The sequence below is a fragment of the Nocardioides caricicola genome, assembly GCF_039541135.1.
Taxonomy (GTDB): Bacteria; Actinomycetota; Actinomycetes; order Propionibacteriales; family Nocardioidaceae; genus Nocardioides; species Nocardioides caricicola.
The window spans coordinates 269,623-288,357 of sequence record NZ_BAABFQ010000005.1; the positions used below are offsets into that span (position 1 = coordinate 269,623).

Consider the following 18,735-nt stretch of genomic DNA (forward strand, 5'->3'; position numbering starts at 1 on the left):
GCCAGCATAGCGCGCGAGTCGCCCGGCGGCGTACCGTGGTCCGACCCGGTCGAAACATGTCGCATCTGAGGGAGGCGGAGATGGACGTACGTCGGCACGTGCACCGCACCGCCTGGACGCGCGGACGCGTCGCCCACGGCGCCTGACCCTGCCGTTCTGGCCCCTGTCCCGACTCGACCAGGAACGACCCATGGAACCCGACACGGTCATCGTGAACGGCGCGCCCCGGCCCCTCGCCGCTGCCGCGCACACCACCGCCCTCGACTGGCTGCGAGGCCAGGGCCTCACCGGCGCCAAGGAGGGCTGCGCCGAGGGCGAGTGCGGCGCCTGCACCGTCCTGCTCGCCCGCCCGGGCGCGGACACCCCGACGGAGTGGACCGCGCTGAACTCCTGCCTGCTCCCGGCCGCCGCCCTCGACGGCCAGGAGGTGGTGACCGCCGAGGGGTTGGGCTCCCCGGAGGCGCTGCACCCGGTGCAGCACGAGATGGCCGTCCGGGGCGGTTCGCAGTGCGGCTACTGCACGCCGGGCTTCGTCTGCAGCATGGCCGCGGAGTACTACCGCCCCGACCGCGTGCAGCTGAACGGCTCCAACGGCTTCGACGAGCACGCGCTCAGCGGCAACCTGTGCCGGTGCACCGGCTACCGGCCGATCCTGGACGCCGCCCGCGCGCTCGGCCACCCCGGCCTCGACGACTCCCTCGCCGCCCGGCGGCACCAGCCTCCCCCGCCGCCCCCACGGGCCCAGCGCGGCCTCCAGGAGGTGCTGCGGCTGCTCGCCGACGAGCCGGACGCGCTGGTCACCGCCGGCTGCACCGACACCGGCGTCGAGGCCAACCTGCGCGGCGCCCGGCCCGCCCTCCTCGTGCCGGTCGACCGGGTCCCCGAGCTGCGCGAGCTCCGCGCGACGCCGGAGTACGTCGAGGTCGGCGCGGCGCTCACCCTCAGCGAGATCGAGCGCCGGCTCGGCGGCGCCGTACCGCTCCTGGAGCAGGTGCTCCCCCAGTTCGCCTCGCGGCCGATCCGCAACGCCGCGACCATAGGCGGCAACCTCGCGACCGCCTCCCCGATCGGCGACCTCGCACCCGCACTGCTGGCCCTGGACGCGACGGTCGTGCTGGTCTCCCTCGACGGCGACCGCGAGGTGCCGCTGACCGCCTACTTCACCGGCTACCGGCAGACGGTCCGCCGCCCCGGCGAGCTGGTCCGGGCCGTCCGCATCCCGCTGCCGCTCGCGCGCACGACCGCGTTCCACAAGATCGCCAAGCGCCGCTTCGACGACATCTCCAGCGTCGCCGTGGGGTTCGCCCTCGACATCGAGGACGGCGTGGTCGCGCGGGCCGCGATCGGGCTCGGCGGGGTCGCCGCCACCCCGGTCCGGGCCACCGCGACCGAGGCCGCCCTGACCGGGCAGCCGTGGACGGACGAGACCGTCCGCGCGGCGGCCGCCGTGCTGGCCACCGAGGGCACCCCGATGGACGACCACCGCGCGAGCGCGGCGTACCGCTCCGCGATGCTCGGCCAGTCCCTCCACCGCCTCCACGCGGAGGTCGTTGCATGAGCGTCGGCACTCCCCTGCCCCACGAGAGCGCGGCCCTGCACGTCACCGGCGCGGCGCTGTTCACCGACGACCTCGTCGGCCGGACGAGCGCCGTCCTGCACGGGCACCCCGTGCAGGCTCCGCACGCCCACGCACGCATCGCCCGGCTCGACCCGGCCCCGGCGTACGACGTGCCCGGCGTGGTGCGGGTGCTGACCGGCGCCGACGTCCCCGGTGTCAACGACGCCGGCGTGCGGCACGACGAGCCGCTGTTCCCCGACGAGGTGATGTTTCACGGGCAGGCCGTGTGCTGGGTGCTCGCCGAGTCCCTCGAGGCGGCGCGCCTCGGCGCCGCCGCGGTCGAGGTCGAGTACGAGCCGCTTCCCGCGATCGTGAGCCTGCGCGACGCGATCGCCGCCGAGTCGTTCCAGGGCAACCGGCTGCTCCTCGAGAGCGGCGACGTGGAGGCCGGGTTCGCCGCGGCGGCGCACGTGTTCGAGGGCGAGACCGAGATGGCCGGTCAGGAGCACTTCTACCTGGAGACGCAGGCGTCGCTCGCGCACGTCGACGAGTCCGGGCAGGTGTTCGTGCAGTGCAGCACCCAGCACCCGACCGAGACCCAGGAGATCGTCGCGCACGTCCTCGGGCTGCACAGCCACGACGTGACCGTGCAGTGCCTGCGGATGGGCGGCGGCTTCGGCGGCAAGGAGATGCAGCCGCACGGGTACGCCGCGGTCGCCGCGCTCGGCGCGACGCTGACCGGGCGTCCGGTGCGGGTCCGGCTCACCCGCGCCCAGGACGTCACGATGACCGGCAAGCGGCACGGGTTCCACGCGACGTGGAAGGTCGGGTTCGACGCCGACGGGCGCCTGCTCGCGCTCGAGTCCACGCTGACCTCGGACGGCGGCTGGAGCCTGGACCTGTCCGAGCCGGTGCTCTCGCGGGCACTGTGCCACCTCGACAACGCCTACTGGATCCCGAACGTGCGCGCCGCCGGCCGGGTGGCGCGCACGCACAAGACGTCGCAGACGGCGTTCCGCGGCTTCGGCGGCCCGCAGGGGATGCTCGTGATCGAGGACGTGCTCGGCCGGTGCGCTCCGCTGCTCGGCATCGAGGCGGCCGAGCTGCGGCGCCGCAACTTCTACGCCGACGGTCAGGCGACGCCGTACGGCCAGCCGGTGCGGCACCCCGAGCGGGTCGCGCGCGCCTGGGAGCAGGTGACCGAGTCCGGTGAGCTCGCGCGGCGCACGGCCGAGGTCGCGGCGTTCAACGAGTCGAGCCCGCACCGCAAGCGCGGGCTGGCGATCACGCCGGTGAAGTTCGGGATCTCGTTCAACTTCACGTCGTTCAACCAGGCCGGCGCGCTGGTGCTCGTCTACAAGGACGGCTCGGTGCTGATCAACCACGGCGGCACCGAGATGGGCCAGGGCCTGCACACCAAGATGCTGCAGGTCGCGGCGAGCACGCTGGGCCTCCCGCTCGACAAGGTCCGGCTGGCGCCCACGCGCACCGACAAGGTGCCGAACACCTCCGCGACCGCCGCGAGCTCCGGCACCGACCTCAACGGCGCGGCGGTGAAGGACGCGTGCGAGCAGATCCTCGAGCGGCTCGCGGGCGTGCCCGGCGAGACCTGGGAGGCGCGGGTGCACCGTGCCTACCTCGACCGGATCCAGCTGTTCGCCGCCGGCTACTACAAGACCGACGGGCTGCACTGGGACCCGGCCGCGATGCGCGGCAACCCGTTCAAGTACTTCGCCTACGGCGTCGCCGCGAGCGAGGTCGAGGTCGACGGCTTCACCGGGTCGTACGTCGTCCGCCGGGTCGACATCGTCCAGGACGTCGGCGACAGCCTGTCGCCGCTGGTCGACCTCGGGCAGGTGGAGGGCGGCTTCGTGCAGGGCACGGGCTGGCTGACGCTGGAGGACCTGCGCTGGGACGAGCGCGACGGCCGGCTCGCCACCTCGTCGGCGAGCACCTACAAGCTGCCGAGCCTCTCGGAGATGCCGGAGGTCTTCAACGTCGCGCTGCTGGAGAACGCCACCGAGACCGGCTCGGTCTACGGCTCGAAGGCCGTCGGCGAGCCGCCGCTGATGCTCGCTCTCTCGGTGCGCGAGGCGCTGCGCCAGGCGGCCGCGGCGTTCGGCCCGCCGGGGACGAGCGTCGAGCTGGCCTCCCCCGCCACGCCCGAGGCGGTCTTCTGGGCCGTCGAGCGGGCCCGCGAGCGGAGTCTCTCGTGGACTGGCTGAGCGCGGTCTCCCGACTGCGGGAGACGCGGACCCCGGGTGTGCTGGTTACCGTGGCCGCGGTCCGCGGGCACGCCCCTCGCGACGCCGGCGCGAAGATGGTCGTCTCCGCCGACGCCACCTGGGGGACGGTCGGCGGCGGCAACCTCGAGGAGGTCGCGATCGAGCGCGCCCGGGCGCTGGGCGCGGCGCCGGAGATGGTCACCGTGACGTTGTCCGACAAGGCGCCGTACGAGCACGGTGTGCAGTGCTGCGGCGGCGAGGTCACGCTGCTGTTGGAGCCGCTCACGGTGGTGCCTTCGGTTGCGGTCTTCGGCATCGGCCACGTCGGGCTGGAGCTGGCTCGGATCCTCGCCCGGCACGACCTCGACCTGCACCTGGTGGACTCCCGCGCCGACCAGCTGACCGAGACGCGGCTCGCGCCGGTGCTCGCCGACGCCGTCGCGCGGGTGCAGGTGCACGACGTCCCCGTGCTGCCCGAGCTGGTCCTCACGACCCTGCCCGCCGGCACCCACGTCCTGGTGATGACCCACGACCACGCGGAGGACGCCGCGCTCTGCGACGCGGCGCTGCGTACGCCGGCGCTCGGCTCGATCGGCCTGATCGGGTCGGCCGCCAAGTGGGCGCGCTTCGAGCGCAAGCTGCTCGACGAAGGCCACTCCCCCGCAGACGTCTCGCGGATCACCACGCCGATCGGGATCGAGGGCATCGAGGGGAAGGAGCCCGCCGTGATCGCGGTCGGCGTGGCTGCGGCCCTGCTCCGGGAGGTCAGCCGGTCAGCGACTCCAGCGCCACGACGATCGCCAGCACCAGGCCGGCGTCCTCCCCGGGGCTGATCTCGACGCCGTAGGTGTCGCGGACCCGGAACCAGCGCTTCGAGACGTTGGCGACGGTCTGGCCGTCGCGCTCGATCTCGTACTCGTGGTCGACGATGTTGCCGTGCGCCTTCAGGTCGGGGCCGCCCTCGACGTCGATCGCGAACCGGTCGCGGATCCCCACCAGCGCCTTGTGCACCGTGGCGATCGTGTCGCCGCCGCGCTCGATCGCGACCTTGTCGCGCACGCTGAGCTTCTTCTCCTGGATCCGCGCGATCTCGGTGCCGGCCAGGTCCTCGAGCACGAACGTCTCGCGCAGCCGGAAGGCCTTGCCGTCCACCTTGAAGGCGCGCTCGCCGCTCTCGTCCTCGATCCAGAAGTCGTCGCCGATCGAGGCGAGCCTCTCCCGCATCCGGAACCGCCGCCCCTGCGGCCCGTCGTCGTCTCGTCGTCCTCGTAGCAGTCCCATGCCTGCACGCTCGCAGCGCGGCGGGCCGGTGACCTCACGCGGACCGGGTGAGTCGCGATGACTCCCACCACGCGACAATCCACCGGTGAGGAAGTACTGGCTGCTGTGGGCATGGCTCAGCATCTGCTTGCTCCTCGCAGTCGGTGCCTACTCGGTCGCGGCCGACCAGCCACCCGTCGAGGGACCGGAGGACAGCTGGCCGTACGTCGCGGTGTTCGCACTGGTGCTCGGCGACGCGGTCATCGCCGTCCTCCCCGGCGAGACCACACTCAACACCGCCTCGACCCTGGCCGCCCAGGGCGTCCTGGAGCTGCACTGGGTGATGCTCGCCGGCGCGCTCGGCGCCGTCGTCGGCGACTCGGCGCTGTACTGGATCGCGCGCCTCTTCCGGCCCCGCGTGCAGGCGCGGCTCGACTCGGCGCTGAAGAACCCCAAGGTCGCCGCCGCGCAGGAGATCGTCGGGTCGACCACGACCGAGCTGATCGTGTTCGGCCGCTACCTGCCGGGGATGCGGTTCGTCGTCAACGCGAGCATGGGCCTCTCCGGGCATCCCTACCGCGACTTCGTCCGTTGGTCGTCGCTCGGCGGGACGCTGTGGGCGGTCTACAACTGCTCGGTCGCCTACCTGGTCGGCACCGCCCTCGTCGATGCACCGCTCGCGTCGGTCGTCATGTCGGCGCTCGCCTCCACGGTCGTGGTCGCGATCGTCTTCCTCGTGGTCGCGCGCCGGGTCCGGCGGGAACGACGCTCAGGGAGCGTCGATCAGGACGCACCGACCAGCTGAGACGCTGCATCGGGCCATCGGGCGCGGGCCTTCGTGGTCCTCGCCCGGCATCAGCGCGGAGACGAGGTACTCGTCGTCCTCCCACCACAGGGAGCCCGCCACGAACTCCCACATGCCCGGCGCCGTCAACGTCGTGCCCGACGAGCCGTCGACCCTCCCCACCTCGATCGTGTCGAGGTAGAACGCCTCACCGCCGAGCGACCCCTGCGGGACCCACGCCATCGCCCTGCCGCCGGGGCTGACGTCGAGGATGTCGAGCCCCGGCAGGTCTCCGATCTGGGTGACCTCGCCGTCGTCGGACAGCTCGGCGAGGTACGCCGGGCCCTCCTCGCCGTCGGACACCCACAGGCCGGCCGCGGTACTCGCGTGGAACCACACTCCTGGGGCGGTCTCGGTGAGGTCGACGGGCGGGCTGCTCTCGCCCCTCACCGTCCACAGGACCGTCGTCTCCAGGCCCTGGACGACGACCTGGCCGTCGTCCGTGACCGCTCGGATGTGGACCTGGGTGCCGGCGGTCTGGTTGCCGAGCTCGACCGGCCCCGAGCCGAGCCGCGAGCCGTCGGCGGTGTCGAGGACCGTGACGATGCCGCCGTTGTCGGTGCTCAGTACGGCGACGTACCGGCCGTCGGGCGACAGGACGGGAGGCGAGTCGACGGTGAGGTCGATCTGGTATTCCGGCTCCGGCCCGGTCCCCCACCACCAGGTGCCGTCCTCGCCGGCCATCGCGAGCCAGACGTCGCCGCCGGACGTGAGGTAGCCCCAGACGCCGTCGACCTTCCGGCCGTCGACGTACAACGTGCCGTCGTTCATGTACGGGATGGTGGGAGCCGCGGTCGGGATCTCGCGCGGCGCCTCGGTCGGGGTCGGGCTCGGCGCCGGATCGGGCGCCGTACCTCCCCGGTCGCTCGCCACGACCGCGACCACGCCGAGCACGACCAGCAGCACCGCGGCCGCGGCCAGCACCGGCAGCCAGGGCCGGCGCGGCGGGCCCTCGGACAGGACGGGGAGCGGCGGGACGCGCAGGCCGTCGGCCACCTCGCGCAGCTCCCGGTTCAGGATCTCCTCGACGTCGTGCATGTCAGCCCTCCCTCCCATCGGTCTCGAGTGCGCCCCGGAGCGCCTGCAGGGCGCGGTGCGCCGTGGACTTCACGTTGCCGGTGGAGCAGCCGAGAACGTCGGCGATCTGCTGCTCGCTGAGGTCCTCGTAGTACCGGAGCACCACCACGGCTCGCTGCCGCGGCGGCAACGAGCGGACGTGCGGCCACAGCACCATCCGGTCCTCCGGACCCGGCGGCGGCGCGGTGCCGCGCTCGGGCGGCTCGTCGGTGAGCACCTCGCCCCGACGCGCCTTGGGTCGCTTCTGCGACAGGTAGGTGTTGGTGAGGGTCCGGCGCAGGTACGCCGTGGGCGAGTCGGCTCGCACGACCTTCGCCCAGGCGCCGTACGCCTTCACGAGTGTCTGCTGCGCGAGGTCTTCGGCATCCGCGTGGCTGCCGGTGAGCAGGTAGGCGTAGCGGTACAGCGACGGCCACGCGCCGCTGGCGTACTCCTCGAACGTCGGGGTGTCCGACCTGCTCGTCACAACGTCCATGCTCCGATGACTACCGAAGCCGGCGGAAGGTTGCGTCAGCGGTCGATCATCCGGTCCATCTGCTCGGGATAGCGCTCACCCGCGACCTGGATCTGCTCGGCAGCGGCGTCGATCGCCTGCAGGTCCGCGGGCGTGAGCGTGAGGTCGGCGGCGCCCAGGTTCTCCTCGAGCCGCTCGAGCCTGCGCGTGCCGGGGATCGGCACGATCCAGGGCCGCTGGGCAAGCAGCCAGGCGAGCGCGACCTGTGCCGGGGAGGCCTCCTTCTCGGCGCCGATGCGGGCGAGCAGGCCGACCAGGGCCTGGTTCGCGGCCATCGCGTCGGCGGCGAACCGCGGGATGCTGGCGCGGATGTCGTCGGCGCCGAACGACGCGTTCGGGTCGATCGTCCCGGTGAGGAAGCCGCGGCCGAGCGGGCTGAACGGCACGAAGCCGATGCCGAGCTCCTCCAGCAGTGGGAGGAAGTCGGCCTCCGGCTCGCGCCACCACAGGGAGTACTCGCTCTGCAGCGCGGTCACCGGCTGGACGGCGTGGGCGCGGCGGATGTTCGCGACGCCCGCCTCGGACAGCCCGAAGTGGCCGACCTTGCCGGCCTCGACCAGCTCCCTGACCGTGCCGGCGACGTCCTCCATGGGCACGTCGGGGTCGACGCGGTGCTGGTAGAACAGGTCGATGCGGTCGGAACGCAGCCGCCGCAGTGCCTCGTCGGCCACGCGACGGATCGTCTCCGGCCGGCTCGACAGCCCGTGCTGGGTGCCGTCCGGCTCGATGTCGAAGCCGAACTTGGTCGCGATCACGACCTGGTCGCGCACGGGCGCCAGCGCCTCGCCGACCAGCTCCTCGTTGTCGAAGGGGCCGTAGACCTCAGCCGTGTCGAAGAAGGTCACTCCGCGCTCGACCGCGGCTCGGACGACCCGGACCATGTCGGCGCGCTCCGGGCGCGGACCGTAGCTGGCGCTCATCCCCATGCAGCCGAGCCCGAGTGCCGAGACCTGAAGGCCCTGTCCGAGGGTGCGCATCTCCACGCGGCGAACCTATCGAAGGTGGCGCCGGGGCGGCCGGCGCGTTCCACGCCTCGTCGTGCGGGCACTCGCAGTCGTGCCCGCAGAAGTCGCACAGGTCGACGGCACACGCCGCGCAGAGGAAGGCCATGCCACCAGCCTCCGCGCCGCGGGCCGGGAGCGGCAGGGCCGGACGGACGCCGTTCCGGGACTTAGGTCCACTTGAAGCCAAAGGTGCCACGATTGTACGCAATCTGCGATCCTGGGCCCGTGACGACGGCGTACACCCAGATCCGGCAGGCGATCGTCGAGGGCCGCTACGAGCCGGGACAGCGGCTCATCGAGCAGCGCATCGCCGAGGAGTTCGCGCTCTCGCGCACGCCCGTGCGCGAGGCGCTGCGCCGCCTGGAGGCCGAGGGGCTGGTGCGCAGCGAGCCCAACCGCGGCGCGGTCGTGCGCGACATGACCACCGACGACCTCGCGGACCTCTACGGCCTGCGCGCCCGGCTCGAGGCGTATGCCGCCGAGCTCGCCGCCTCGCGGATCGAGCCGCACCAGGTCGAGGAGCTCGACGCCGCGATCGCGGACTTCGACCGGGCGCTGGCCGAGCAGAGCGACGCGCTGGAGGTGACCCGCGCGATCACGGAGGCGAACCGGCGCATCCACGCGACGATCCTGGCCGCCGCCCGGCACGACCGGCTCGGCCAGCTGCTCGAACGGACCGTCGACGTACCCCTGTCGTTCCAGGCGTTCCGGCAGTTCGACCGCGGCGAGACCGAGCGGTCGCACCTGTTCCACCAGCTGATCCGGGACGCCATCGTCGCCGGCGACCCGTCCCGGGCGTCGGCGCTGATGCTCGAGCACGTCCTGCAGGGGCGCGACGTGCTGGTCGCGCACCTCGACGGCTAGGCCGGGAAGCCGCCGGCCCTGCCGAGCAGGGCGGGCACCTTCTCCCCGAGCACCCCGGACAGCCAGTCGGCGGTCTCGACGAGCGGGGCCAGCGCGACACCGGTCTCGATGCCGCTGCGGTCCAGCAGGTAGACCAGGTCCTCGGTCGCGATGTTGCCGGTGGCGGCCGGCGCGAACGGGCAGCCGCCGATGCCCCCGGTCGACGAGTCGAGCGACGTCACGCCGGCCTCCACGGCGGCGATCGCGTTGGCGTAGCCGGTGTTCCGGGTGTTGTGGAAGTGGGCGCGGGTCCGGACGTGAGGCGCGACCTCCCCGAGCCCGGCGAGCAGCCGGCGGACCTGGGCCGGGACGCCGACGCCGATGGTGTCGGCCAGCGCTATCTCGTCGACACCCAGGTCGCCGACCTGGCGGGCGATGTCGAGGACGGTCGACTCGGGGACCTCGCCCTCGAACGGGCAGCCGAAGGACGCGGCCACCGTCACCGACAGGGTGAGCCCCGCGCCCCGCGCCTCGGCGGCCAGGCCGCGCACGTTCTCGATGGAGTCCGCGATGGACATGCCCTGGTTGCGCTGGCTGAACGTCTCCGAGGCGACCACCACGCAGTTGACCTCGTCGACACCGGCCGCGACCGCCCGGTCGAAGCCGCGCCGGTTGAGCACCAGCCCGATGTACGACACGTCGTCACGGCGCGGGACGGCCGCCATCACGTCCTCCGCGTCCGCCATCTGCGGGACCCGGCCGGGGTGCACGAAGCTGGTCGCCTCGATCCGGCGCAGGCCTGCGGCGATGCTCCGCTCGATCAGTGCGACCTTGTCGGCGGTCGACACCAGCACGGACTCGTTCTGCAGGCCGTCGCGAGGCCCGACCTCGATGATCTCCACCTCTCGATCGTACCCATATTGCATACAATCGCGCGGACCTTCTCACGATGGCACCATGACCGCCGTGAGCACCTTCGACGGCCACCAGGCGGTCTGGTCCGGCCGGCTGGGCAGCCTGCGCAACACGGTGCGCCAGCACGTGGTGCGCGAGCAGCTGCACAGCCACCTCGACGGGGTGACGAGTGCGCTCGACGTGGGGTGCGGGCAGGGCACCCAGGCCGTGGAGCTGGCCGCGCGCGGGATCCGGGTCACCGGCGTGGACCCGGCGCCCGAGCTCCTCGCCCTGCTGGCCGCGTCCGCGCGGGCCCGCGGTTGCGCGGTCGAGACGGTGCCCGGGTCGCTGGCGGACCTGGAGCGGCTCCTCGACGGTCGGGCGTTCGACCTGGTCTGTGCCCACGGCCTGCTGATGTACCTCCCCGATGCGCGGGCCGCGCTCGCCACGCTCGGCGGCCTCGTCCGCGCCGGGGGGCTGGTGTCGTTCACGGTGCGCAACGGCGACGCCCTGGCGTTCCGCCCCGGTGTCCGCGGCGACTGGCCCGCAGCGCTCGCGGCGTACGACGCCACGACGTACACCAACGAGCTGGGCGCGTCGGCGACGGCGCACCGCCTCGCCGACGTCCTCGACTGGTGCGACGAGCTCGGGCTCGACGTCGAGGGCTGGTACGGCGTGCGGGTGCTGACCGACGGCGTCCCGGCAGGCGCACCACCGGACCCGGACACGCTCGCCGCCTGCCTGGCCGCCGAGGTCGAGGCGGGTCGTCGGGAGCCCTACCGCCGCTTCGGCTCCCAGCTGCACGTCATCGCGCGGAAGCGCTGACCCGGGCGCACTCGTCCGGCGGCATGCCGAGCAGGGCCAGCGACATCTCGATGTAGCGCTGCGCCAGCTGCCTCGGGCCCAGCTCGCCCGACTCCCGGTACCAACGCGGGATCGCCTGAAGCATCCCGAGGAGCGCCCGGGTCGTGAGCGCCACGTCGACGGCGTGGAACACGCCGCGTCCGACGCCCCGCTCGACCACCCGGCGCATCATCAGCTCGAGCGCGCGGCGCAGCTCGATGTACTCGTTGCGCGCCTGCGGGCTGAGGTAGCGGGTCTCGGAGTCGAGGGCCACGAACCGGGCGCGGGACGCGAGGTGCAGGACGTGCGACTCGACGAGGTTCGCGAGCTCGACGACCGGGTCACCGTTGCCGTCGGCGACGGCAGCCTCACCCCGCGGCAGCAGGTCGGCCATCGTCGACTGGAGCACCGCGAGCAGGATCGCTTCCTTGTTCTCGTGGTGGTAGTACAACGCCGGAACCGTGACCCCGACCCGGCCGGCGATGTCGCGCACGGACGTGCCGTGGAAACCCTGGTCGGAGAAGGCCTCGGCCGCGTGCTGCAGCAGGTCGGTGAGCTCGACAGGCGGGCAGACCCGCCAGTCCGTGGGTGCGGTTTCCACCGGCTTACGTCCAATCGACATCCGTGGTTCGACGTTGCAGGTCCCGAGCCCAGGGCGAGCGTACGTCAAGCAGTTGAATTTCGGACGAATCCTGGCGCAACGCCGGACCGGCGCGGTAGAAGTGTCTGCGGCCCACGCACCCGCTGGAGGATCGATGTCGGACACCCCGGAGTTCCCCGAGCTCGGCTTCTACGGCCTGGCCGGCCACTCCGACAACCCCGCCGACCTGATCGGCGAGGTCCGTCAGGCCGAGCACCTCGGCCTCGGATCGGTCTTCCTGTCCGAGCGCTTCAACTTCAAGGACGCCGCCGTGATGGCCGGCATGGCCGTCGCGGCGACCACCCGGCTCGGCATCGCCACCGCGGCGACGAACCACAACACCCGGCACCCGCTGGTCACCGCGACGATGGCCGCGACCGCGCACCGCGCCAGCGGGGGCCGGTTCGCGCTCGGGCTCGGGCGCGGGTTCGCGCCGCTGTTCGACCTGATGGGGATCCCCCGGATCACCAACGCGCAGCTCACCGACTCGTTCGAGATCCTGCGCCGGCTCTGGCGCGGCGAGCAGTTCGGTCACTCCGGACCGGCCGGCGAGTACCCGTACCTGTTCACGGTCAGCCCGCTCGACGAGCACATCCCGATCCTGATGGTCTCGATCGGCCCGAAGTCGGTGGAGCTGGCCGGCCGGATCGCCGACGCGGTGGTGCTGCACACCTACATGTCCGACGAGGCGGTCGCGCGGTCGGTCGCGACGGTACGCCGCGCCGCCGAGGAGGCCGGCCGCGACCCGGCGGCGGTCCGGGTGTGGGCGTGCACCGCGGTGATCGACGACGCCATCGACGAGCAGACCCGGTTGCGCAAGACCGTCGGGCGGCTGGCGACGTACCTCCAGGGGTACGGCGACACGCTGGTCGCCGCGAACGGGTGGGACCCCGCTGCCCTGCAGCGGTTCCGCGAGGACCCGAGGGTCACGTCGTCCCAGGGGGCGTTCGACACGGTGGGCACGGTCGAGGACCTCGAGTACCTGCGGGACGAGGTGATCCCTGCCGAGTGGCTCGCCGCCGCGATCACCGGCGACGAGCGCTCGTGCGCCGAGCAGATGGTCGCGCAGTTCGAGGCCACCGGCGTCGACAGCATGATCATGCACGGTGCGACGCCGTCCCAGCTGTCCGGCGTCCTGCGCGCCTACCGCAAGATCCGACCCGACCGGCCGGAGCTCCCGGCGAACCCCGGCTGGATGCGCTGAGCGCTACGGGAACAGCTGGTCGACCCGCTCGGTCAGCCAGCGCCGGTACTTCTCCGGGCTCCAGCCGGCGGTCTCGGTGAGCCGGAGGTACACCTCGGCGCTGCCGAGCGCCCAGAGGCCGTCCACGAGGTCCTGCGACGGGCGGCGGCCGAGGACGTAGCGCGCGCCGGCCGCGAACCGGGCGCGCTGCCCGGCGTCGTACTCCTCCCAGTGCCCGGCGAGCGCCGGGTCGGCGCTCGCGGCGTGCGCGAAGGTGCGGCTGAGCTCGGCGACGGCCTGGTGCGACTCCGTGACCCACCGGGTGAGGTCAGCCATCCGCTGGTCCCGGTCTCCCCGGGCGAGCGCGGCCCAGTCGACCCGCTCCCCAGCCGAGCCGAGCTCGACCACCTGGAGCAGCAGCTCTGCCTTGGATCCTGCCGTGGCGTAGACGGTCTCGACCGACACCTGCGCGAGCCGCGCGACGTCACGCATCCCTGCCGCCCAGCCACGGGTCGCGAACAGCTCAGCGGCGGCCTCGAGCACGGCCGCGCGGTTGGTCGCCGCCATCGCCCGGCGCCGCGACGCGTCGTACGTGCGCCGGGCGGTCGTGGTCATCCTGTGAGTGTGGAACAAGCCTGTATTGAATACAAGTACGTTCTGCATGGTGGTGGATCTCCACAGAACCTCCACGAGTCGTCCCCGAAACCTGGCGGACCCCGCTTCTAGGCTCGGTGCCATGGCAGCAACGATCCTGGTCGTCGAGGACGAGCCGGTCATCAACCAAGCGGTCACGGACCGGTTGCGCGGATCCGGGTACGACGTCGTGCAGGCTTTCGACGGACCGACCGCGGTCGCCCGGTGCGCCGAGACGACGCCGGACCTCGTCGTGCTCGACGTGATGCTGCCCGGCTTCGACGGCCACGAGGTGTGCCGGCGGATCCAGGCCGAGCGACCGGTGCCGGTGCTGATGCTCACCGCGCGCGACGACGAAGCCGACATCCTCGTCGGGCTCGGCGTCGGGGCGGACGACTACCTCACCAAGCCGTTCCGGATGCGGGAGCTGGTGGCCCGGGTGGCCGCCCTGCTGCGGCGGGTGGAACGCGCGGCCGAGCTCGCCGCGCGCCCGGTCCACGACCTCGGCGACATCCGCTTCGACGGACCCGCCCGCAGGGTCTGGGTCGCGGACGCCGAGGTGCACCTGACCCCGACCGAGTTCGACCTGCTGGCCCGCCTGGCCGCGAACCCGGGCGTGGTGATCACCCGGGAGGAGCTCTACAGCGAGGTCTGGGGCTGGCCCGGAGCTGCCGGCACCCGGACCGTCGACAGCCACGTGAAGGCGCTGCGCGCCAAGATCGGCGCCGACCGGGTCCGCACCGTGCACGGCGTCGGGTACGCCCTCGAGCCGGGCGGCACGGCGTGAGCGGGGTGCTCGACCAGGTCACCTCGGTCAAGGTGAAGCTCGGGCTGTTGGTCGCGGCCAGCGTGACCGTCGCCTGGGTCGTCGCCGCGATCGGGGCCGCCGGCGGGGTCCCGTACTGGCTCAGCCTGCCGGTCACCGTGGCCCTCGCGCTCGGCGTGACCCAGCTCCTCGCCGTCGGGATGACCTCGCCGCTGCGGGAGATGACCGCCGCGGCCCAGCGGATGGCCCGCGGTGACTACTCCACCCGCGTGACCGCGACGTCGAGCGACGAGGTCGGCCAGCTGGCGCGGGCGTTCAACAGCATGGCCGAGGACCTGGGTGCGGTGGACCGTCAACGGCGCGAGCTGGTGGCGAACGTCAGCCACGAGCTGCGCACCCCCCTCGCCGCCCTGTGCGCCGTGCTCGAGAACCTCGCCGACGGCGTCGCCGAGCCGGATCCCGCGACCCTCCGGACCGCGCTCGCCCAGGCAGAACGCCTGTCTGCACTGGCCTCCGACCTCCTCGACCTCGCCCGGGTCGACGCCGGCGAGACCCAGCTGTCCACCGCGGAGGTGCCGGTGGTGGTGCTGCTCGAGGAGGCGGTGGCTGAGGCCCGGGCCACCGGCCGGGACGTGCGGTACGACGTCCGCGTGACCCCGCCGACCCTGGGGGTCGTCGCCGACCCCGCCCGGCTGCTCCAGCTGGTCACCAACCTGCTCGACAACGCGTCGCGGCACAGTCCCACCGGCGGCGTCGTCCGGGTCAGCGCCGCGGCGACCTCCGACGGGTGGCGGCTCGAGGTCGCCGACGACGGGCCAGGCATCCCGGCCGCCCACCGCGAGCGGATCTTCGAGCGGTTCGGGACCCTCACGGACACCGAGGGCGGTGGCGGCACCGGTCTCGGGCTCGCGATCGCCCGCTGGGTCACGGACCTGCACGGGGGCGTCATCCACGTCGTCGACCCCGAGCCCCCGAGCACCGGAGCGCGCATGCGCGTGGACTTCCCCACCGACATCGAGGAGCCCCTCATGACCCAGCCCACGCCGGTCGTCCCGGCGCCCACCCTCCCCCCGGTCCCGGCCCCCGAGCCGGCCATGGACTCGCTGTTCGGCCGGTTCTGGCCGGACGCCGGCGTTCCCGGGAACGTGCGCGCCGTGCTGGCCTGTTTCGGCGTCGGGGTGCTGGCCGCGCTGATCCTGCCGTTCCGGGGCCTCGGCATCGGGACCTTCCTGGTGCTGCTCGCCGCCGGGGGCGTGATCCTCGGCTTCAGCGTCAACCGGCGCTCGCCGTTCACGCTCGCCTGCGCCGGGCTCTGCGTGCTGCTCGCGGCGACGACCTTCCTCCGCGACGCCGAGTGGATCGTGGTCCTGTGCCTCATGGCCGGAGGAGCGCTCTGCGTCGCCGCGCTCGTGAACGGCCGGACCCTCCCGGCGTTCGTCCTCGCGGGGATCGCCTGGCCGCTGGCGGCGCTGCGCGGTCTGCCCTGGCTGGCCAGGTCCGCGCGCGGCGTGAGCGGGCACGGGTCGAGCGCCTCGGCGGTGCGCACCGGCCTGCTGTCGCTGCTGGGCGTCGCGGTGTTCGGCCTGCTGTTCGCCTCCGCCGACGCGATCTTCGCCGAGTGGGTGAGCGCGCTGGTGCCCGACCTCGACCTCGGCTCGTTCGTGCTGCGGGCGTTCGTCGCGGTGGCGGTCGGCGGCGTGGTGCTCGCTGCGACGTACGTGGCACTCAACCCGCCGCGGGTCGAGCCGACCGGCGCGACGGCGCGGCCGGTCGCCCACCGCTACGAGTGGCTGGTGCCGGTGCTGCTGGTGGACGCGGTGTTCGTGGTCTTCCTCGCGGCGCAGGCGTCGGTGATCTTCGGTGGGCACGGGTACGTCGAGAGCACCACCGGGCTCACCTACGCGGAGTACGTGCACCAGGGCTTCGGCCAGCTCACGGTCGCCACCGCGCTCACCCTGCTGGTCGTGTGGGCGGCCGCGCGGAAGGCACCGCGCGAGACGTCCGCCGACCTGGCCTGGCTGCGCGGTTCGCTCGGCCTGCTCTGCGTCCTCACGCTGGTCGTGGTCGCCTCCGCGCTCTACCGGATGCACGTCTACCAGGAGGCGTACGGCTTCACCCAGCTGCGGCTGCTCGTCGACGTCTTCGAGGCCTGGCTGGGGCTGCTCGTCCTCGGCGTGCTCGCCGCGGGCGTGCGGCTCGACGCCACCTGGCTGCCGCGCACCGCGCTGCTCAGCGGCGCGACGTCGCTGCTGCTGCTCGCCGCGATCAACCCGGACGCCTGGGTCGCCCAGCACAACGTCGACCGCTACGAGGACACCGGCAAGGTCGACTGGTTCTACCTCCAGCAGCTCTCCGCCGACGCCGTCCCCGTCCTCGCCACGCTCCCCGACGACGTCGTCGGGTGCGCCCTCTCCGGCCACGAGCTCGAGGACGACGACTGGCTGGAGTGGAACCTCGGACGCCACCGCGCGCAGCCGCTGCTCGAGGAGTGGCTCCCCGCCGGCGGCTACGACAGCACCTCCTGCGCGGCCGCGTCGGACTAGGTGCGGCCCGGTGGTCGAGGAAGGCGCCCCGGCGCCGGTCTCGAGACCACCTCCTGTCCACACCACGGCTTCCGACGTCGATGTCCACAACCGGTTCTGGTGCGGGGGCTGGTTGTCGGTGGGCCCGCGTGGCCTAAAGGCATGACGGCACTGACCACACCCCGACACCGAGCTGACGTACCTGGCTGCCCAGGTGGCCGAGCTGACCGCCCGGGTCGCGGCACACGCGGACGACCTGCACGTCGGGCAGGAGGTCGGTGCCTCGTCCGCGGCCGCGTGGTGGGCGCACACCACCCACACCACGCGGGCAGCAGCGGCCGGCACGGTGAAGCTCGGCCATGCTCTCGAGGCCCATCTCACGCTGTGCCACTGGCACCACCAGCGGGCACACGACCCCGCCTACGCCACCACCTACCACCCGGACGGCGAGGTCACCTTCCGCCGGCGTCAATAGCGCCGTGCGCACCGACCGGCGTCCGTCCCCGCAGCACCGCGACGAGACCCGCGGCGGAGACGCACGCCCACACGCCCTCGAGCAGCAGGAAGCCGTACTGGAGGTGCAGGGCGGCCAGGACCGCGAGGACCGCGGACCCCACCAGGTTCAGCGCGAGATAGGGCACGGAGGAGGTGCCCATCCGGCCCTTCTGCGCGGCCACGAAGGCCACGAGGATGAGTAGCGAGCCGGCCACCTGAATGATCTGTTCGAACACGTCGATCTCCCGGGTGCGTCGTCTTGGCGGCGGGTACGGCGCGTCTCGTCCGGAAGCTGAGATCCTCAGTTCAACGTCAGGTTCTCACACGCCCGCGACCGGGGCGAATCCCAGCAGCAGCACGGCGAGCGCGAGCTCGATCGCGGCGCCGAAGACGTCACCGGTGACACCGCCGAAGCGACGTACGGCGCGGGCGACCAGTGCCACCACCACCAGCGCGGCGGCGAGGACCGTCAGCGGTCCGCGCCACGGGTCGACCAGGGCGGCGAGGGCAGCGAGGACGAGCCATCCCGCGACCACGACGGTGCGCGGGACGGTCGAGGTGAACGCGCTGCCCAGACCGTCGCGCCGAGCGGCCGGAACCCCACGGGCACAGGTGATCCAGAGCGCGGCGCGGGAGGCGCACACCAGCGCACCGGCGAGCAGCCAGTCCTCGTACGCCGCGAGCGCGGTGGCCTGGACGCCGAGCACGACCACGACGGCGACAACGCCGGCCGGCCCGGCCGTGCCGCCCTTCATGACCGCCAGCGACCGCTCGCGGTCGTAGCTGGCGGTCAGCCCGTCCGCGACGTCGGAGAGGCCGTCGAGGTGCAGCGCGCGGCTCCCCGCGGCGAGGGCGCCGACGGCGAGGAAGGCCACCGCGAGCGCGGGGAGGGAGAGCTCCGCCCCGGCCCAGCCCACGAGCGCCACCAAGGCCCCGAGCGGCGCGGCGGCCACCGGAGCCAGCAGCATCGCCCCGCGCGCGGTCGTGGGCGTGACCGCGGCAGCGCCGACAGGGATCGCGGTCAGCGTGCCGACCGCGACCTTGAGGGAACCGATCACCCGCGCAGGACCTTCTCCATCGCCTTGCCCCGGGCGAGCTCGTCGACGAGCTTGTCGAGGTAGCGGATCTGCCGCATCAGCGGGTCCTCGACCTCCTGCACCTTCACCCCGCACACCGAACCGGTGATCAGCCCGACGTTCGGGTTGAGGTCGGCGTCAGCGAAGAAGTCCTCGAACGTCGTCTCGTCGGCGAGGTGCTTGCGGAGCGCGGCCTCGTCGAACCCGGTCAGCCACTCGATCACCTCGTCCAGCTCGGCCTGGGTGCGGCCCTTCCGCTCGACCTTGGCCACGTAGTGCGGATAGACCGAGGCGACGCTGGTGGTGAAGATCCGGTGCATGATCGGCAGCGTAGATCACGGCCACCAGGTGTCCAGCC

At 73.1% G+C, this 18,735-nt stretch carries 20 protein-coding genes and 1 riboswitch; of the genes, 10 read left to right on the forward strand and 10 right to left on the reverse strand.

The features are described 5' to 3' along the window. Nucleotides 1–190 precede the first annotated feature (190 nt). Genes ABD875_RS09660 through xdhC form a run of 3 tightly spaced genes read left to right on the forward strand, consistent with a single transcriptional unit; the run spans nt 191 to nt 4,616 of the window. Complete coding sequence (locus ABD875_RS09660) at nt 191–1,558, forward strand: xanthine dehydrogenase small subunit (RefSeq protein ID WP_345173874.1); 1,368 nt, start codon at nt 191–193, stop codon at nt 1,556–1,558. Next, entirely contained in the window at nt 1,555–3,783 is a 2,229-nt protein-coding gene (locus ABD875_RS09665; protein WP_345173877.1) for a xanthine dehydrogenase molybdopterin binding subunit, read from the forward strand. The genes ABD875_RS09660 and ABD875_RS09665 overlap by 4 nt, the downstream gene beginning before the upstream one ends. Continuing rightward, nucleotides 3,771–4,616, forward strand: a complete 846-nt coding sequence (xdhC, locus tag ABD875_RS09670) for a xanthine dehydrogenase accessory protein XdhC (protein ID WP_345173880.1) — start codon at nt 3,771–3,773, stop codon at nt 4,614–4,616. The genes ABD875_RS09665 and xdhC overlap by 13 nt, the downstream gene beginning before the upstream one ends. On the opposite strand, the gene ABD875_RS09675 is transcribed toward xdhC, so the two are convergent. Further along, on the reverse strand, nt 4,549–5,064 hold the full coding sequence (locus tag ABD875_RS09675) for an LURP-one-related/scramblase family protein (RefSeq protein ID WP_345173883.1): 516 nt from the start codon (nt 5,062–5,064) through the stop codon (nt 4,549–4,551). The genes xdhC and ABD875_RS09675 overlap by 68 nt on opposite strands. Before the next feature lie 85 nt (nt 5,065–5,149). Here ABD875_RS09675 and ABD875_RS09680 point away from each other — a divergent pair, with 85 nt between their 5' ends. Continuing rightward, nucleotides 5,150–5,848 carry a DedA family protein gene (locus tag ABD875_RS09680; RefSeq protein WP_345173886.1) on the forward strand — a complete coding sequence of 233 codons (699 nt, stop codon included), beginning with the start codon at nt 5,150–5,152 and terminating at the stop codon, nt 5,846–5,848. On the opposite strand, the gene ABD875_RS09685 is transcribed toward ABD875_RS09680, so the two are convergent. Genes ABD875_RS09685 through ABD875_RS09695 form a run of 3 tightly spaced genes read right to left on the reverse strand, consistent with a single transcriptional unit; the run spans nt 5,813 to nt 8,455 of the window. After that, nucleotides 5,813–6,925, reverse strand: a complete 1,113-nt coding sequence (locus tag ABD875_RS09685) for a hypothetical protein (RefSeq protein ID WP_345173888.1) — start codon at nt 6,923–6,925, stop codon at nt 5,813–5,815. The genes ABD875_RS09680 and ABD875_RS09685 overlap by 36 nt on opposite strands. A 1-nt stretch (nt 6,926) precedes the next feature. Then, entirely contained in the window at nt 6,927–7,439 is a 513-nt protein-coding gene (locus ABD875_RS09690) for a SigE family RNA polymerase sigma factor (RefSeq protein WP_345173890.1), read from the reverse strand. A gap of 35 nt (nt 7,440–7,474) precedes the next feature. Next, nucleotides 7,475–8,455 (reverse strand): aldo/keto reductase, encoded by a 981-nt coding sequence (locus tag ABD875_RS09695; protein ID WP_425576191.1) that lies wholly within the window; start codon nt 8,453–8,455, stop codon nt 7,475–7,477. A 252-nt stretch (nt 8,456–8,707) separates the two neighbouring features. On the opposite strand from ABD875_RS09695, the gene ABD875_RS09700 reads away from it, so the two are divergent. Next, nucleotides 8,708–9,346: a GntR family transcriptional regulator gene (locus tag ABD875_RS09700; RefSeq protein WP_345173895.1), complete on the forward strand. Its 639-nt coding sequence runs from the start codon at nt 8,708–8,710 to the stop codon at nt 9,344–9,346. On the opposite strand, the gene ABD875_RS09705 is transcribed toward ABD875_RS09700, so the two are convergent. Then, nucleotides 9,343–10,227 carry a hydroxymethylglutaryl-CoA lyase gene (locus tag ABD875_RS09705; protein WP_345173897.1) on the reverse strand — a complete coding sequence of 295 codons (885 nt, stop codon included), beginning with the start codon at nt 10,225–10,227 and terminating at the stop codon, nt 9,343–9,345. The genes ABD875_RS09700 and ABD875_RS09705 overlap by 4 nt on opposite strands. A 55-nt stretch (nt 10,228–10,282) precedes the next feature. On the opposite strand from ABD875_RS09705, the gene ABD875_RS09710 reads away from it, so the two are divergent. After that, entirely contained in the window at nt 10,283–11,044 is a 762-nt protein-coding gene (locus ABD875_RS09710; protein ID WP_345173900.1) for a class I SAM-dependent methyltransferase, read from the forward strand. Here ABD875_RS09710 and ABD875_RS09715 read toward each other — a convergent pair. Continuing rightward, nucleotides 11,025–11,663: a TetR/AcrR family transcriptional regulator gene (locus ABD875_RS09715; RefSeq protein WP_345173903.1), complete on the reverse strand. Its 639-nt coding sequence runs from the start codon at nt 11,661–11,663 to the stop codon at nt 11,025–11,027. The genes ABD875_RS09710 and ABD875_RS09715 overlap by 20 nt on opposite strands. A 154-nt stretch (nt 11,664–11,817) precedes the next feature. Here ABD875_RS09715 and ABD875_RS09720 point away from each other — a divergent pair, with 154 nt between their 5' ends. Further along, nucleotides 11,818–12,906: a TIGR03857 family LLM class F420-dependent oxidoreductase gene (locus tag ABD875_RS09720; protein ID WP_345173906.1), complete on the forward strand. Its 1,089-nt coding sequence runs from the start codon at nt 11,818–11,820 to the stop codon at nt 12,904–12,906. A gap of 3 nt (nt 12,907–12,909) precedes the next feature. On the opposite strand, the gene ABD875_RS09725 is transcribed toward ABD875_RS09720, so the two are convergent. Further along, a complete protein-coding gene (locus ABD875_RS09725; RefSeq protein WP_345173909.1) occupies nt 12,910–13,500 on the reverse strand; it encodes a TetR/AcrR family transcriptional regulator in 591 nt (196 codons plus the stop codon). A gap of 121 nt (nt 13,501–13,621) precedes the next feature. On the opposite strand from ABD875_RS09725, the gene ABD875_RS09730 reads away from it, so the two are divergent. From ABD875_RS09730 to ABD875_RS09740, 3 genes are all read left to right on the forward strand, one after another. Further along, a complete protein-coding gene (locus ABD875_RS09730; protein WP_345173911.1) occupies nt 13,622–14,305 on the forward strand; it encodes a response regulator transcription factor in 684 nt (227 codons plus the stop codon). Further along, complete coding sequence (locus ABD875_RS09735; protein WP_345173914.1) at nt 14,302–16,827, forward strand: DUF4153 domain-containing protein; 2,526 nt, start codon at nt 14,302–14,304, stop codon at nt 16,825–16,827. Before ABD875_RS09730 ends, ABD875_RS09735 begins: the two co-directional genes overlap by 4 nt. Nucleotides 16,828–17,020: 193 nt before the next feature. Beyond that, nucleotides 17,021–17,281, forward strand: a complete 261-nt coding sequence (locus tag ABD875_RS09740) for a hypothetical protein (protein ID WP_345173916.1) — start codon at nt 17,021–17,023, stop codon at nt 17,279–17,281. On the opposite strand, the gene ABD875_RS09745 is transcribed toward ABD875_RS09740, so the two are convergent. The 3 genes from ABD875_RS09745 to ABD875_RS09755 form a co-directional block, all read right to left on the reverse strand. Next, nucleotides 17,259–17,537, reverse strand: a complete 279-nt coding sequence (locus tag ABD875_RS09745) for a CBU_0592 family membrane protein (protein WP_345173919.1) — start codon at nt 17,535–17,537, stop codon at nt 17,259–17,261. The two genes, ABD875_RS09740 and ABD875_RS09745, sit on opposite strands and share 23 nt — an antisense overlap. A 12-nt stretch (nt 17,538–17,549) precedes the next feature. Further along, nucleotides 17,550–17,611, reverse strand: a riboswitch (guanidine-III (ykkC-III) riboswitch). Between the two features lie 10 nt (nt 17,612–17,621). After that, nucleotides 17,622–18,359, reverse strand: coding sequence for an adenosylcobinamide-GDP ribazoletransferase (locus ABD875_RS09750; RefSeq protein WP_345173921.1), 738 nt, complete (start codon nt 18,357–18,359; stop codon nt 17,622–17,624). Then, nucleotides 18,356–18,697, reverse strand: coding sequence for a DUF2200 domain-containing protein (locus ABD875_RS09755; RefSeq protein ID WP_345173923.1), 342 nt, complete (start codon nt 18,695–18,697; stop codon nt 18,356–18,358). Before ABD875_RS09755 ends, ABD875_RS09750 begins: the two co-directional genes overlap by 4 nt. Between the last annotated feature and the right edge of the window lie 38 nt (nt 18,698–18,735).

Excerpts from the sequence above, each read along its gene's own strand:
- ABD875_RS09710 (WP_345173900.1), top strand. The coding sequence starts at position 10,283 with ATGACCGCCGTGAGCACCTTCGACGGCCACCAGGCGGTCTGGTCCGGC.
- ABD875_RS09695 (WP_425576191.1), bottom strand. The coding sequence starts at position 8,455 with ATGCGCACCCTCGGACAGGGCCTTCAGGTCTCGGCACTCGGGCTCGGC.
- ABD875_RS09730 (WP_345173911.1), top strand. The coding sequence starts at position 13,622 with ATGGCAGCAACGATCCTGGTCGTCGAGGACGAGCCGGTCATCAACCAA.
- ABD875_RS09685 (WP_345173888.1), bottom strand. The coding sequence starts at position 6,925 with ATGCACGACGTCGAGGAGATCCTGAACCGGGAGCTGCGCGAGGTGGCC.
- ABD875_RS09725 (WP_345173909.1), bottom strand. The coding sequence starts at position 13,500 with ATGACCACGACCGCCCGGCGCACGTACGACGCGTCGCGGCGCCGGGCG.
- ABD875_RS09660 (WP_345173874.1), top strand. The coding sequence starts at position 191 with ATGGAACCCGACACGGTCATCGTGAACGGCGCGCCCCGGCCCCTCGCC.
- ABD875_RS09675 (WP_345173883.1), bottom strand. The coding sequence starts at position 5,064 with ATGGGACTGCTACGAGGACGACGAGACGACGACGGGCCGCAGGGGCGG.
- ABD875_RS09720 (WP_345173906.1), top strand. The coding sequence starts at position 11,818 with ATGTCGGACACCCCGGAGTTCCCCGAGCTCGGCTTCTACGGCCTGGCC.
- ABD875_RS09665 (WP_345173877.1), top strand. The coding sequence starts at position 1,555 with ATGAGCGTCGGCACTCCCCTGCCCCACGAGAGCGCGGCCCTGCACGTC.
- ABD875_RS09755 (WP_345173923.1), bottom strand. The coding sequence starts at position 18,697 with ATGCACCGGATCTTCACCACCAGCGTCGCCTCGGTCTATCCGCACTAC.
- ABD875_RS09690 (WP_345173890.1), bottom strand. The coding sequence starts at position 7,439 with ATGGACGTTGTGACGAGCAGGTCGGACACCCCGACGTTCGAGGAGTAC.